This is a genomic window from Streptomonospora sediminis (assembly GCF_054778995.1).
Genome location: NZ_BAAGYZ010000095.1, coordinates 1 through 13743 on the forward strand (window position 1 = coordinate 1; position 13743 = coordinate 13743).

Consider the following 13743-nt stretch of genomic DNA (forward strand, 5'->3'; position numbering starts at 1 on the left):
CCGCGCAGCGCCCGGCGCGGCCGGGACGGCCGCAGCGGCCCCTCCGCCACGTCGGCGCCGCAGGCCCGGCATGCGAGTGCGACCGCACCGGCCGCGCACACCAGCAGGTACAGCGCCGCGGCGGCGGTCGGCGCCGCACCCGGTGCCGCCTGCGGCACCAGGCCGGCGCGGATCAGGTCGGCTCCGCCGGTGGTCGGTACCGCATAGAGCACCGGGGCGAGCGGCGAGTGGTCGAACGCTCCGGAGACGTGCGCCACCGGCGCCAGCACCAGCGGCCCGACCAGCGGCGCCCGGACGAACAGCGCGGCCAGCCCCGCTGCGCCCGCGCTCGCCGCCAGCGCCAGACCCACCAGCAGCACCGACAGCAGCGCAACCCCCAGCAGAACCGGAACCAGCACCTGGGCCGGCGCCGCTGCCGGAGCGGCAACCGCCGCGGCGCCCGGCTCGGCGGCCGGGGCGGTTGCCGCAGCAGCGGCGCCGGCCAACCGCTCCCGGGAGGCCGCGAGCGCCATTGGGGCCGCGACCGCCGCCGCCAGGGCGGTGAGCACGGCCACCCGCGCGCCGATGTACTCGTGCGGGCGCTGCGGCGTGACTGCGAGGGCCGCCCGGCCGCCCTGGCCGCGCTCGTAAAGGACGAGCACCGCCGCGAACAGCACACCGAACCCGGCCGTGTCGACGACCAGCAGCACCACGGCCGCCGACGGCGCCCACGGGCCGGGGACCGCGGCCAGCACCGCGCTCCACAGCACCGCCAGTACCGCAGCGGCCGCCGGCACCCCGTGGCGCAGCTCGACCCGCCACTCCAACGCCAGCCCGGCCCTCCAGCGGGCCGCCACCGCCCGGCCGCTCACAACCGCTCCCGTGTCACGGCGGCGAACACGTCCTCCAACGACGCTTCGCGGGTGTGCACCGTCTCGACGGCGCCTTCGCCCAGCAGGGCGGACAGCCGCGGGTCGGCGGCCAATGCGTCGAGCGGGATATCGTGTGCGGCGAGCCGGCCGCCGGCGCGGTACTCCACCCGGACCCCGGGGCGCCCGTAGCGCAGCTTGAACGCGCGCGGCGAGTCGATCGCGGCGATGCGCCCGCCGACGACGAACGCGACCCGGTCGCACACCTGGTCGGCGGTTGCCATGTCGTGCGTGGTCAAAAACACCCCGGTGCCTTCGCGCGCCCGGTCGCGGATCAGCTCGCGCAGCGCGGCGGCGTGCACGGGGTCCTGGCCGCTGGTGGGCTCGTCCAAAAACAGCAGGTCCGGCCGGTTGAGCATGGCGCGGGCGAAGTTGAGCCGCATGCGCATGCCTTTGGAGAGCCCGTCGACGCGCTGGTCGGCGGCGCGGCCCAGGTCGACCAGCTCCAGCAGTTCGTCCACGGGCCGGGCCGGGCGCCGGTAGAGGCCGGCGAAGGCGGCGAGGTTCTCGGCGGCGGTGAGTTTGCTGAAGGCGGCCGGCAGTTCGAAACCGACGCCGATGCGCTCGTGGTAGTCGGCGCCCCAGTCCTGCAGCGGGCGGCCGAAGACCGCGGCGCGGCCGGTGTAGCGCCGCAGCAGGCGGGTGAGGACGCGCTGCACGCTGGATTTGCCGGCACCGCTGGGTCCGAGGAACCCGAACACCTCGCCCGGGGCGACGGCGAAGGTCATGCCCGCCACCGCGTCCTCGGTGCTGCCGCGGTATCGGACGCGCAGGTCGGACACGTCGATCAGGGGGTCGGTGGGCGGGGGTTCGCGCACGGCGTGCGGCGGCTCGCGGCGCATCAGCCCAGCTCCGTCCGCAGGTGGGTGAACGCCTCGTCGATGAGGGCGGGCAGGTCGCCGCGGCCGTCATCGCGCGCCCAGGTGATGATCGCGGTGGTCAGCACCGCCAGCGACGCCGCCGCTGCGACGCGGACCCGCATCGGTACCTCGGCCGGATCGCCGGTTGCCGACAGCGCGCGTTCCAGCAGGGCCTGGGTGTCCTGCATGTCCTCCCACATCCTGGCGCGCAGCGCGGGGGCGCTGAGGATGAGCCGCACCCGGGCGAGCAGCGCGTCGCGGCCTTCGGCGTACACCGCGGCCAGGCCCTCGGCGACCGCGTTTTGCACCCGCTCCACCAGCCCTTCCTCCGGCGGGCGCCGCCGCACGGCCGCTTCGATCAGGGGGTCGTACTCGTCGCCGAGCACAACGTCCTCCTTGGTCGGGAAGTAGCGGAAGAACGTGGTGTGCGAGACCCCCGCCGCCGCGGCGATCTCCGCCACGGTGGTGGCGTCGTAGCCCTGCTCCGAAAACAGCCGCAGCGCCGCCTCCTGGATACCGCCGCGAGTGCGCGCCTTCTTGCGCTCCCGCCAGTCCTCCGGCATGCCGCCTCCAAAATGTTAGTCGATAACATGTTAGCGAGTAACATATTGCGGCGCCAGAGGGGCGGCGGGGCGGGAACGGCGGGCCTGCGGGCCTCCCGGTGCCGGGCGAGCGGGCGGCCCCCTACCCGGCACCGCAGCGGCTACGACGCCAGGCGGCGCATCAGGCGGGTGCCCAGGAAGAGGGCGATCACGGCGACCGCGACGGCCACCCCGGCGCCGATCAGGACCGAGGGGTCGCCGAAGTCGCCGGCGAACAGCGCCCGCTCGGCGTCGACGACGTGGCTCAGCGGGTTGATGCGCGAGAGGACGTACAGCCAGGTCGGCGCCAGGTCCATGGGCAGCAGGATGCCGGACAGCAGGATCAGCGGCATGGTCGTCGTCTGCAGGATCGCCGGGAAGATGAACTCCTGCTTCACCGACATCGCCAGCATGTACGACAGCGTGCCCAGGCCGATGCCCATGATGAGCAGTAGCAGCAGCCCGACGACCGCGCCCAGCGGCGATACCCGCAGGCCGAACGGGATGACGATCAGCAGGATCACGGTCGCCTGGCAGCCCAGCACGGTGATGTCGCGCAGCACGCGCCCCAAGAGCAGGGCAACACGGTTGACGGGGGCGGCCAGCAGCCGTTCATAGGCGCCGCTGCGCAGCTCCGGCAGCAGGCCGAAACCCGCGAACAAGGTGCCGAACAACGCGAGCATCGCCAGCACGCCGGGGAGGAACCACTGCAGGGAGTTTTCGCCCATTGCGCCGGGCATCCCCGACAGCAGCGGAGCGAACAGCGCGAGGTAGAGCACCGGCTGCAGCATGCTGAACCCCATCCCCGTGATGGGGCTGTGCAGGGTCGGGCGCAGCTGCCGGAGCCAGATCAGCCAGGTGTCGCGCAGGAAGGACATCGTCGGCGTTTCCTTTCCGGCCTTCAGGCCGTTCGAGCGGTTCGGGGGGACGCTCACTCGGCGCTCTCGCGCAGGCTGCGCCCGGTCAGGGTGAGGAAGACGTCGTCCAGCGAGGGGCGGTGCACCTGCACGGTGAGCAACTCCAGGCCGCGGGCATCGACGGCGCGCAGTACCTCGGGCAGCACGGCGTCGCCGCGGTCGACACGCATCCGTACGGTGCTCGCCGCAATGTCCACCGAGTGCGCCGATGGCACCGACTCGACGGCGGCCGCCGCGGCGCGGGCGTCCTCCTCCGAACCGGTCTCCAGGCTCACCAGGTCGCCGGAAACCTTGCCCTTGAGCTCATCGGGGGTGCCGTCGGCGATGACCAGCCCGTGGTCGATGACGACCACGCGTTCGGCGACGCTGTCGGCCTCGTCCAGGTAGTGGGTGGTGAGCAGGATGGTGGTGCCGTACTTTTCGCGCAGCCGGGTGATGTGCGCCCAGAGGTTGGCGCGGCTGTGCGGGTCGAGCCCGGTCGAGGGCTCGTCCAGAAACAGCAGCGATGGCTGGTGGATCAGGCCCATGGCGATGTCCAGCCGCCGCTGCTGCCCGCCGGAGAGCTGGGTGGACTCGCGCTTGTCCAGTCCTTCCAGCTCCAGGTCGGCCATCAGCTCGGCCGCGCGCGAGCGCGCCTCGGCCTTGCCCAGCCCGTAGAGCCGGCCCTGGCCGACCAGTTCCTCGGTGACGTACTGGCCGGCGCCCAAGGCGTGGCCTTGGCCGACGTAGCCGATGCGTTCGCGCACGCCGTGCGGGTCGGCGATCACGTCGCGCCCGGCGACGGTGGCGCTGCCCGAGGTGGGCAGCAGCAGGGTTGTCAGCATGCGCAGGCTGGTGGATTTGCCCGCACCGTTGGGGCCCAGGAACGCGACCAGTTCCCCGGACTCGACGTCGAGGTCCAGGCCGCGCACAGCCTCAACGGTGCCGCCCTTGGCTTTGAAGCTCCGTGTCAGTTCACGGGTATGGATCACAGCTCCCCCAGATTGTCCGTCCAACAGTGGTAGTCAAGTTTGAGCACTCGACAAGCATGGAACACCGCAGCCCGGTAGTCAAAATTGATTAGCTGGTCGGCCGAACACTCCGCCCGGCGAACCGGACACCCGGCCGACGCTACCCGCGGTGATCGGTCGGCGCGACATCGGCGGGCTCGCCGAAAACCCGGTCCTGCTCGCCGGCCATGGTGTAGGCACCGCCCTCCAGCCGCCCGATCAGCTCGCGGGTGAAGTCGGCCGCCGCCTCACCGGCCACGATCCACGAGCGGAACAGCTCCCACACGTGCGGTGGCTTGTCAGCGGCGGCACCGTCGTCGGCGAGCATCGTCTGCAGGCTCTGCAGGTCGCCTTCGAGCCGCGCCAGCCGGAACCGCAGCAGGCTGGTCACCCGGTCGCGCGGCTGGGCCGTCATGAACGTGATCCCGGCACCGAAGAACTCGGGCTTGACCGAGGAGTCCGAAAGCGCCTTGGACAGTATCCGGGTGAACTCGTCCTCACCGGCCGTGGTCAGCTCGAAGAGCGTGCGCTCCGGCCCCTCGCCGCTCTCCTCGACACCGGCGCTGCGCAGCATCCCGGCCTTCAGCAATTGCCGCAGGGCGTGGTAGATAGACCCGGGCTTGACGTTGGCCCATTGTTCGGCGCCCCACATCAGCAGTTCGCGCCGCACCTGGTAACCGTGTGCCCGCCCGGAGGCGCGCACCGCGCCCAGCACCAGCAACCGCGTGGCCGACATCGTCCTCCGCCTCCGACGTGCTCCTTCGATCCCCGAGAGTAAGCCCCTTCGCCTCCGCACGGGACCGGCCGGGGCCGCTTGCCGCGAAAGCACAAAAACAACCGCGACCACCCGCCACGTTGCGTGACGATAGCGCACCTACTGTGACATCGTGCGGGTATCCGACCTGCGGCAATGGGGAGACGACATGCGGTATCCGGTGACGGTCGGCCTTGTGGCGGGCGTGCTGGCCATAACCAGCGCCCCGGCGGCAACCGCCGCCTCGATCGAGATCGCTCCGGCCACGGCCGCCCCCGGCGACTCCATCACCCTGCGTTCATCCTGCGAAGGCCCTGCCGAGCGGCTGGAGTTCACCTCGAAGGCGTTCTCCGGCACTCCGTCGGCCGAACTGTCCAACACCTCGGGAAGCGTTCCGGTCGTGGTGGCGCCGGGGACTCCCCCGGGCGACTACGAGGTCAGGGGCGAATGCGTCGGCGGCGGCTCCGGCGAGACGGTCGCGGGCGAACTGACCGTGGTCAGCGGCCCGCTCACCCCAACACCGCTGGGTGCGCCGCAGGCGGGCGGCGGCGCCGATCCGGGCTTGCGCCCGTCGCTGCTGCTCGCCGTCGCCGGTGCCGGAGTCCTGGCGGTTCTGGGCGGCGCAGCGGCAGCGCGCCACCGGCTCGCCCGTGCGCGGTGACACCGCCGCACGCCGGCCTGCCGCCGCCCTGGCGGCGGCGGTACTGCTGGCAGCGGGGCTGGGCGGCGGCGCGGCCCCGCCACCGGACGCACCCGCGCTCGGGGCGTTACGCAACGCCGTACCCGAGCGGGCACTGAACGTGCAGGCGCCGGACGGCGGCGGCGCTGCGGCGGGACCGGCACCGGAACCGGCTCCAGCGCCGGAACCGCAGGCGGAGCCGCAACCGCGCCCCGAGCACCTCGCAATCGATGCGATCGGTCTGTCGGCGCCCGTGGTCCCGATGGGGCTGGACGACGACGGCACCCTGGACGAGCCGCCGCTGGAGCAGACCGGCGTGGCCGCCTGGTACCGGCTCGGCGCGGCGCCCGGCGAGACCGGACCCGCCGTGATCATCGGGCACCGCGACTCCCGCACCGGCCCGTCCGTCTTCGTCCGGCTGCACGAACTGTCCGAGGGCGACACCGTGCGCATCGGCCGCGCCGACGGTTCGACCGCCCTCTTCCGCATCCGCCGCAGCGAGCGTGTCGACAAGGACCGCTTCCCCGCTGCGCGGGTCTACGGCCCGGTGGACCACGCCGCGCTCCGGCTGATCACCTGCGCCGGCCGTTTCGACCGCGCCACCGGCCACTACGAGCAGAACCTGATCGTCTACGGGCGCGAGATTCCCGTTTGAGGCCCGGGCGGGCGGCGGGGACGGGCGCGGTCAGGAGAGCCGGTACTCGCGCGTGTCAACCAAGGCGCAGCGCCCGCCGACCTCGACCGTGCCTGCGGGGCCGGGGCGCACATCGATGCGCGACCCCGTTCCCTGGCGGATGGTCAGCTCGCGGCCGAGCAGCTGGCCCAGCCGCAGCGCCGCGGCGCCGGTGGCCTCGTCCTCGGCGATGCCCATCCCATCCGGGAACACTCGGACGCGCACCCGGCCGGCCGCTTCGTCCTCCCACGCCCATACGTGCAGGTCGACGCCTTTTTCGCCGCCCTCCAGGGCATCGACGGCCGCCGGTGACTCCAGGTGGCGGGTGTCGAAGACCGGCGCGAGCTCGGGATCGGCGCGGATCCACACGCGCTCGCCGTCCGCCCACGTGGGGATCGGGCCGGCCGGCGGGTTGAGGGTGTCCAGGGCGTTGCCCTCGGCCGCCAGCAGCCACGACGTGCCGACGAGGGGGTGCCCGGCCAGCGGCAGCTCCACTGCGGGCGTGTGGATGTGCAGGCGCCCGGTGGCGGGGTCCTCGACAAAGACGGTCTCGGCGAACCCGAGGTCGGCGGCGATGCGCTGCCTGTCGCCGCCGGGCAGTCCGGGCGCGCCCAGGAACACGCCGAGTTCGTTGCCGCCGGTATCGCCGTCACCGAGGAACACGGTGGCCACGTGCAGTGTGGTGCTTGCGCTCATGGCAGCCACTCTGCCACGGCGCGGATGGGTCGACCAGCGCGGCTTCGCACCTGCGGGCGCTCTGGGCTCCGCGCCCGCGCCGACCCGGTCCCGGCCGAGCAACTCCCGGCGGACCTGGCGATACCGGAGACTCCGGACGGTAGGATTTCCGGTACCGGGGGTCATCGGCCGGACCCCGGCAGGATCCGCTCTTGACGCCGTCTTGATGTGCGAGCGCTCACAGGAAGGCCGCCGGGCCCCGGTCGCCGGTCCGCGATCCCTGCTGCAGCGGCCTTCCGTGTGCCGCGCCCGGCGCGGTCGGCAGCCGGTGCCCGATCCGTCCCGTTAAGCATCTATTAACAAGTCCTTGCGGACCCCGCTGACCCGCGTATTCTCGAGAATTGTGCTAACGCTGTTCCCGCCCCGCAGACGGCCACTGGACCGCCGGAAAGAAGGTTCCGTGCCTCGAGTGACCGGAGTCGCGCACATCACCCTTTCGGTGCGCGACCGCGACGCCAGTATCGAGTTCTACCGTTCCGTCCTCGGGTTCAAGGAGTTCAAGACCCGCGACGGAAAGCAGTGGCTGCACACGGAGTGTCGCCATCCGTGCGGCGTTGTGCTGGGCTTCATCCAGCACAAGGACCAGTTCAAGGCCACCTTCGACCACCGGCACACCGGTATGGACCACGTGGCCTTCCAGGTCGGCAGCCTCGGCGAACTCGGCTACTGGGAGGACCGGCTCACCGACCTCGACATCGACCACTCCCCCGTCGTGCACTCCGACACCGGTTCCATGCTGTCGTTCAGCGATCCCGACGGCATCCAGCTTGAGCTCTTCTGCCCGGCCGAACTGGGCGACGACGACTGACGACAACCGCCGCCATCCCCTGACCCCGCCTCAGGTGCGGGCATAACCCCGTGCCCGGATCCGGGCACGGGCGGACCCGGCGCCCGGCCGAGTACACCGCCGGCCCCGCAGCAGGTGCGTCCGGCGCACGGACCCGCGGAGCCGCCCGCCGTTGTCGGCGCACCGGCTCACTCCGGCGACACCAGCTCCAACCGCACCTCTTGGGCCCGGATCTCGTCGGCCGCCGACTGGGGCAGCCGGCTGTCCGTGATGATCAGGTCGAACTCGTCCAGGCGCGCCACCCGGAACGTACCGAACTTGCCGTATTTGGTGCTGTCAACGGTGAGCACGCTCTTGGACGCCACGCGCAGCAGCTGCTGCTTGGCCACCACTTTTCCCTCCGAGGGCGTGGTCGATCCCCGCTCGACGTCCCAGGAGCTGCTGGCGATGAAGGCGATGTCGACGTTGACCTTGCTCAGGAAGTCCGCCGTGAACTGGCCGACCGAGGAATGGTCGGCGTGGGAGACCACACCGCCGGTGTGGATCAGCTCGATGTTGGGGTACTCCATGAGGTGGCCGATCACGTTGAAGTCGTTGGTGACCACCGTCAGGCCCACCTTCTCGGTGAGCATCGGCACCATCTGCAGCGATGTGGTGCCGGCGTCGAGGAAGATCGTGAAGTTCTCCCGTACCAACTGGGCCGCCGCACGGGTGATGGCGCGCTTGGCCGGCACCTCCAGTTGGGCCTTGGCCAGGTAGGACGGCTCGCTCTTGAGCCGGGCGGCCAGCCGCACGCCGCCGGTGACCGAGAGCACCTTGCCGTCGTTCTCCAGCGCCTGGATGTCGCGACGCACCGTCATATGCGAAACGGACAGCATCGAGGTGAGCTCGTTGATGCTCAGCACGTGCCGCTCCTGCAGGAGCTTGAGGATGTGCTCGCGGCGCTGGTCGGGGATCATCATTCGCCTTCGGACTCGTAGCTGGTTCTGCGTCGGCCACTCTGGCTGACGCGGGCTTACCACAGAAGTCTCCCAGTCCGCCAGGGCGTGGCGCCGACCACCCCGGAGTGTCGCGCGGCACGCCCGGGCGCGGCGGGCACGCTGCCGGGTCCGGGCGCCCCGATCGCACTGGCGGCGCAGCGGATTGCAGTGGATTCGCCGAGTCGGCCCCCGGCGGCGCGCCCCGTTTGGCACTGTGGTCTACATACGCGGCGGCTGTCGATCGCCGCCATCCACGGGGCCTGGAGACTGATCCATGACGCTGGCGATCGCCCTGAGAGGCGACACCTCCCGTTTCCGCGAGAACACACTGCCCGCGATCCGCTCCGCCATCGCGGCGGGGGCCGACGGCCTCGCGGTGGACCTGCGCACCACCGCCGACGGCCACGTCGTCGCAGTGCGCGACCGCAGTCCGGAGCCCGACCGGGGGCTGGAACGCGCCGCGGCGGCCACCGGCCTGGCCGAGCTCGCCGCGCTGGACACCGACGTCGAGCAGCGCGTTCCCACTCTGATGGAGGTGCTGGCCGAAGCCGGCAGGGCGCCGGAACCGCGCGCGCTGATGTTCGAGGTCGACAGCGTCGAGACCGCGCTGGCGGCCGAGGCGGTGGTCGGCGAGAACGGCATGGGCGAGCACGTCTCCTACACCGGGACGGTCGAGACCCTGCGCGCGCTGCGCACCCACCGGCCGAACGTGCCGATCGTGCTGTCCTGGGACCGGCCGGCGCTGCCCGCACCCGATGTGTGGCAGGCGTTGCGGCCCGGTGTCTACAGCACCGACCACCGCGGGCTGACCCGCGAACTGGTGCTGGAGGTCCAGCGCCACGGATACCGCGTCGCCGCGTGGACGGTCGACGACTTCTCCGAAATGGTGCGTATTGCGGGAATGGGGGTGGATGCGATCATCTCTGCCAACATCGGGGAACTGGTGAAGGTTGCCGGCCGCCGCGATCCCACCACCGAATCCGGTCCGCAGGCGGCCGTGAACCGCATCCCGGGGAACGGCGGCGAGGCGCAGTGACTTAGAAATGAATTCAGTTCATCTATCGGATTCGGAAAACCGGAACCCATTTCCACCGAATCCGCCGGTCGGCCTGCCCAATTTTCCCTGAAAGGGCATGAGGGCGGCGCTATCCTCGAATGGGTCGGTGGCCAATTCATCGACACGCGCCCCCTCGACTACGCCCCGCCCCGGGGCCGGCCCCCTGCAGAGATGATCATGACGGCGGACCTTTCCCATCAGGACGCGCACACCCTCGACTGCACGTTGAACACCGCCGCGGGCCTGTTCGCCCGCCGCGGGCTGCACGGTTTGGACATGGCCGAAGTCGCGCGCGAGGTCGCCGCCAGATCGGGCCTCGACCCTGTCGCGTTCCGCAGAGCGTTTCCCACCCGGTTGGACCTCGCCTACGCAGTCGCGCTCAACCGCGCGCGCACCCTCGTACGCAAGCAGCTCGCCGACCGCGATCCGGGCACGCCCCCGCAGCGCATGGAACGCATCGTGCGGCGCCACATCCGGCACTGCCGCCACCACCGCGCCGCCGAGGAACTCCGCCGCACCGTGCTGCCCACCCTGCGCGCGGTCCACCCCGGCCGCCACCGCGAACTCGCCGGCCTGCGCCAGACCTACCACGACCATCTGTGCACGGTCATCGCCGAGGGCAGCACCGACGGCAGTTTCCGGGTGTCCCGGCCCGCCGCAGCGGCGTCAGCGGTACTGGAGACCCTGGAGGCGGTGGTGAACTGGTACGACCCGGAGGAAGACCTCTCGGAGGCCGAACTCGGCGGCGTCTACGCCGACATGATCGTCCATCACCAGTTGGGCAGTCCGCGCGACTGAGCCGGCCCCTCCGCAGCCGGCGCGAGCAGCGGGCCCGCCGCCTCAGCTCCGGCGGCCGCCCGCGGCCGGGCGCGAGGGCACCGGCAGCACGACGGGCTTGCCGGTGAGCGACCCCGCGATATAGCGGTCGACACCGGGAATCCGCGCCAGGCGCAGCGCGATGCGCCGCGCCCACAGCACCCACGCTGTGTCGGGCAGGAAGATGCGCGCGCCGCGGCGCCCGACGCGCTGCTTCTCCGTGGCCACCGGCCGCCATTCGCGCTCGTAGCTGCGCAGCGCCGCGTCGACGGAATCGGCGGCGGCCAGGTGCTCGGCGAGCACATGGGCTCCCGCCACCGACAGCGAGGCGCCCATCCCCGCCAGCAGCGAGACCGCCTGGCAGGAGTCGCCGAGCAGTGTGACACGGCCGCGGCTCCACTCGGACATGCGGATCTGGGCGACCTGGTCGTAGTAGATCTCGGACGAGGGCGGGCAGGCGTCCAACGCGCGCGGGACCACCCAGCCCAGCGAACCGTAGTTCTCGCGCAGTGCGGCCCGTTCGTCGGCGGGGCGGGCGGGGTCGGGGGTGCGGTGCACGGCGAAGGCGGCCACCCGGTCATCGCTCAGCGCGTAGAAGCCCATCAGCCGCCCGATGCTTTCGGTCAGGCAGAAACCGGCGCCGAGCTCGGAGTGCAGGCCTGCGTCGGTGAAGATGTAGGCGGCGGTGTGGAATCCCAGGTAGTGGATGAAACGGTCCTCAGCGCCGAAGACCATCGACCGCACACTGGAGTGGATGCCATCGGCGCCCACGAGCAGGTCGGCCTCCAGATCGGTGCCGTCGGTCAGGCTCAACCCGACCCCGTCCGATCGGTTGTCGATCGCGCTGATGCTGGTGGAGTAGCGCAGGTCAACGCGCTCGGAAAGGTGCTCGCGCAGCCCTTGCTCCAGGTCGGGCCGCATGATGCTGAGCAAGCGGCCGTCGACCGAGCGGGCGAACTGCTCGTAGTCCAGACCGGCACGGCGCCGGCCCTTGGCATCGATGTAGCGGGCCTCGTCGACCGGGTGGCTCAGCTCGCGCAGCCGCGGCAGCACGCCCATGGCCTGCGCCGCGTCGTAGCCCGGCCCGAAAAAGTCGATCATGTAGCCCTGCGGCCGGGGCCCGGGCGCCTTTTCCAGCACCACGACCTCGAACCCGAGGCTGTCCAGGCGCTGGGCGAGGGCGAGCCCCGCGATTCCGGCGCCGCAGATGGCGATCCTCATCACTGCCTCACCTGTGCTTTCCACATTGTGCGCGTTTTCCCGGATTTCCGTACTTTCCGGGCTTACGGGGTTAAAGAGCTTCTTTTCCGCGGTCCGGACCGTCCGGGCTGACAGGACTATCCGGTCTTACGGGGGGCGTCCGGGTTTTCGGGACTTTTCCCGCCTACCGCGTTTGCTGCGCCGTCCGGAGTACGCGCTTCGTCGCGGTCGCGGCCGTCGGCGGTGGCAGCGGCCGGCACGAGAATGCGGCCGAGCACCGGCGCCACTTCAGGGCCGCTCAGTCCGGGGCTCAGTGCCCGGTGCAGCAGCACCCCGTCGATGGCGGCGGCCAGCACCGCCGCGGTGCGGTCGGGGTCGGCCATCCCGTGGCGCTGCAGCCATCCGGCCGCCTGCGTGCGGAAGTCCTCCAGGACAACGGAGATCTCGCGGCGCAGCGAGTCGTCGCGCGTGGCGGCGAGGTAGGCCTCGACGAACAGCAGTGACGTCGAGTCCAGGCCCGTGTGGGCCTCCAGTTCGCCGAACATCGTCGCCAGCGCCTGTTGGGGGTCGCCCACCTCTTCGAGCAGTTCGGGCACCTTGGCGAGGTAGTCGCGCATGGCGGTGGCGGCGGCTTCGACGAGCAGTGCCTGCAGCGACGAGAAGTGGTAGTGCACCAGCCCGGGGGCGACTTCGGCCCGTTCGGCCAGCATGCGGGTGCTGACCGCGGTCCAGCCGTGCTCGGCGATGAGCTCGCAGGCGGCGCCGAGCAGCCTGCGGCGTACCTCGCGGCCGCGCTGGGCTGTGGTGGGTCGGGGCATGGTGCGGTGCCTTCCTCTGGCGGGGCGGCGGGGTCCGGAGATACGGGGAACCCCGGGCGCAGTTATTGGTCGGACGCCTTGGACGAACCACTTGGTCGATCGCATTGGGCGCATGACCAATTTAGCGCGCACACCGGTCCCCCGCAAGGGCGGCGGTGTGCCCCGGGCCGGCGCGGGCGACGCACCGGCCCTGCAGAAATGCCCAAATATCAACGCTGAGGTGGGTTTTTCTGCATGATCGTCGCCGGAAACCCGGGCGGCACGGGCCATCACGCCATCAAGCGGAGAGGCGGTAGCCCATCCCGCGGACGGTCTCGATGCGCTCGGCACCGACCTTCTTGCGCAGGGCGCGGATATAGACGTCGACGACGTTGGATCCGGGGTCGTAGTCGTAACCCCACACGTGCGAGAGGATCTGCTGGCGCGACAGCACCTGGTCGCGGTGGCGCAGCAGCAGCTCCAGCAGGGCGAACTCGCGGGCGGTGAGGTCGACCGTCCGGCCGCCGGTGGCGGCCCGGCGGGTGCGCAGGTCCAGGGTGAGCCCGCCGGCGCTGAGCGAGGTGGATTCGGGGCCGCGCTCGGTACGGATGCGCAGCCGGATCCGCGCGAGCAGCTCCTCGAAGCGGAACGGCTTGGTCATGTAGTCGTCGGCGCCGTTCTCCAGCCCGGTGACGGTGTCGTCGACCCCGTCGCGCGCGGTCAAGAAGATGACCGGCAGGTGCGACCCGCCGGCGCGCACCCGCTGCAGCACGGTGAACCCGTCCAGGTCGGGCAGGCCGATGTCGAGCACCATGAGGTCGAAACCACCCGCGAGGGCATAGCCCGCCGCTTCCGCTCCGGTGCCCACCACAGTGACGGTGTACCCGTTGGCGGTGAGCCCCTTGCGGACGAAGGCGGCGATGCGCTCCTCGTCTTCGGCGATCAGGATCCGGCTCACGTGCGCTCTCCCTCCCTTCACCGGCGCGCGGCGCCGGCCCGGCGCACGGCCG

The 13743-nt window shown here is 71.5% G+C and carries 15 protein-coding genes and 1 pseudogene; 5 read left to right on the plus strand and 11 right to left on the minus strand.

Going from position 1 to position 13743, the window contains the following annotated elements:
- The 6 genes and pseudogenes from ACYVD5_RS18160 to ACYVD5_RS18185 form a co-directional block, all read right to left on the minus strand.
- Window positions 1-851 (minus strand): annotated as a pseudogene (locus tag ACYVD5_RS18160) (hypothetical protein); the annotation flags it as partial.
- Complete coding sequence (locus tag ACYVD5_RS18165; RefSeq protein WP_461002261.1) at window positions 848-1750, minus strand: ABC transporter ATP-binding protein; 903 nt, start codon at window positions 1748-1750, stop codon at window positions 848-850. The gene ACYVD5_RS18165 and the pseudogene ACYVD5_RS18160, both read right to left, overlap by 4 nt.
- Window positions 1750-2331, minus strand: coding sequence for a TetR family transcriptional regulator (locus ACYVD5_RS18170; RefSeq protein ID WP_461002262.1), 582 nt, complete (start codon window positions 2329-2331; stop codon window positions 1750-1752). Before ACYVD5_RS18170 ends, ACYVD5_RS18165 begins: the two co-directional genes overlap by 1 nt.
- A 140-nt stretch (window positions 2332-2471) precedes the next feature.
- A complete protein-coding gene (locus tag ACYVD5_RS18175; protein ID WP_461002263.1) occupies window positions 2472-3227 on the minus strand; it encodes an ABC transporter permease in 756 nt (251 codons plus the stop codon).
- 53 nt (window positions 3228-3280) lie between these two features.
- On the minus strand, window positions 3281-4237 hold the full coding sequence (locus ACYVD5_RS18180; protein WP_461002264.1) for an ATP-binding cassette domain-containing protein: 957 nt from the start codon (window positions 4235-4237) through the stop codon (window positions 3281-3283).
- Between the two features lie 139 nt (window positions 4238-4376).
- Entirely contained in the window at window positions 4377-4991 is a 615-nt protein-coding gene (locus ACYVD5_RS18185; protein WP_461002265.1) for a PadR family transcriptional regulator, read from the minus strand.
- 151 nt (window positions 4992-5142) lie between these two features.
- Here ACYVD5_RS18185 and ACYVD5_RS18190 point away from each other — a divergent pair, with 151 nt between their 5' ends.
- Complete coding sequence (locus ACYVD5_RS18190; RefSeq protein ID WP_461002266.1) at window positions 5143-5670, plus strand: hypothetical protein; 528 nt, start codon at window positions 5143-5145, stop codon at window positions 5668-5670.
- Window positions 5660-6343: a class F sortase gene (locus ACYVD5_RS18195; protein ID WP_461002267.1), complete on the plus strand. Its 684-nt coding sequence runs from the start codon at window positions 5660-5662 to the stop codon at window positions 6341-6343. The genes ACYVD5_RS18190 and ACYVD5_RS18195 overlap by 11 nt, the downstream gene beginning before the upstream one ends.
- A gap of 30 nt (window positions 6344-6373) precedes the next feature.
- Here the strand turns inward: ACYVD5_RS18195 and ACYVD5_RS18200 are convergent, their stop codons facing one another.
- The gene (locus ACYVD5_RS18200; RefSeq protein WP_461002268.1) at window positions 6374-7057 is read right to left on the minus strand and encodes a PhzF family phenazine biosynthesis protein; all 684 of its coding nucleotides are present in this window, start codon (window positions 7055-7057) and stop codon (window positions 6374-6376) included.
- A gap of 439 nt (window positions 7058-7496) precedes the next feature.
- Here ACYVD5_RS18200 and ACYVD5_RS18205 point away from each other — a divergent pair, with 439 nt between their 5' ends.
- Window positions 7497-7904: a VOC family protein gene (locus ACYVD5_RS18205; RefSeq protein ID WP_461002269.1), complete on the plus strand. Its 408-nt coding sequence runs from the start codon at window positions 7497-7499 to the stop codon at window positions 7902-7904.
- 167 nt (window positions 7905-8071) lie between these two features.
- On the opposite strand, the gene ACYVD5_RS18210 is transcribed toward ACYVD5_RS18205, so the two are convergent.
- The gene (locus ACYVD5_RS18210; protein WP_461002308.1) at window positions 8072-8842 is read right to left on the minus strand and encodes a DeoR/GlpR family DNA-binding transcription regulator; all 771 of its coding nucleotides are present in this window, start codon (window positions 8840-8842) and stop codon (window positions 8072-8074) included.
- A gap of 295 nt (window positions 8843-9137) precedes the next feature.
- Between ACYVD5_RS18210 and ACYVD5_RS18215 the strand changes: the two genes are divergently transcribed.
- Window positions 9138-9899 (plus strand): glycerophosphodiester phosphodiesterase, encoded by a 762-nt coding sequence (locus ACYVD5_RS18215; protein WP_461002270.1) that lies wholly within the window; start codon window positions 9138-9140, stop codon window positions 9897-9899.
- 198 nt (window positions 9900-10097) lie between these two features.
- Window positions 10098-10718, plus strand: a complete 621-nt coding sequence (locus tag ACYVD5_RS18220; RefSeq protein ID WP_461002271.1) for a TetR/AcrR family transcriptional regulator — start codon at window positions 10098-10100, stop codon at window positions 10716-10718.
- A gap of 42 nt (window positions 10719-10760) precedes the next feature.
- Here the strand turns inward: ACYVD5_RS18220 and ACYVD5_RS18225 are convergent, their stop codons facing one another.
- The 3 genes from ACYVD5_RS18225 to ACYVD5_RS18235 form a co-directional block, all read right to left on the minus strand.
- The gene (locus ACYVD5_RS18225; protein ID WP_461002272.1) at window positions 10761-11957 is read right to left on the minus strand and encodes an FAD-dependent monooxygenase; all 1197 of its coding nucleotides are present in this window, start codon (window positions 11955-11957) and stop codon (window positions 10761-10763) included.
- Window positions 11958-12073: 116 nt separating this feature from the next.
- Window positions 12074-12754: a TetR/AcrR family transcriptional regulator gene (locus ACYVD5_RS18230; protein WP_461002273.1), complete on the minus strand. Its 681-nt coding sequence runs from the start codon at window positions 12752-12754 to the stop codon at window positions 12074-12076.
- A gap of 277 nt (window positions 12755-13031) precedes the next feature.
- Window positions 13032-13691 (minus strand): response regulator transcription factor, encoded by a 660-nt coding sequence (locus ACYVD5_RS18235; RefSeq protein WP_461002274.1) that lies wholly within the window; start codon window positions 13689-13691, stop codon window positions 13032-13034.
- Window positions 13692-13743 lie beyond the last annotated feature (52 nt).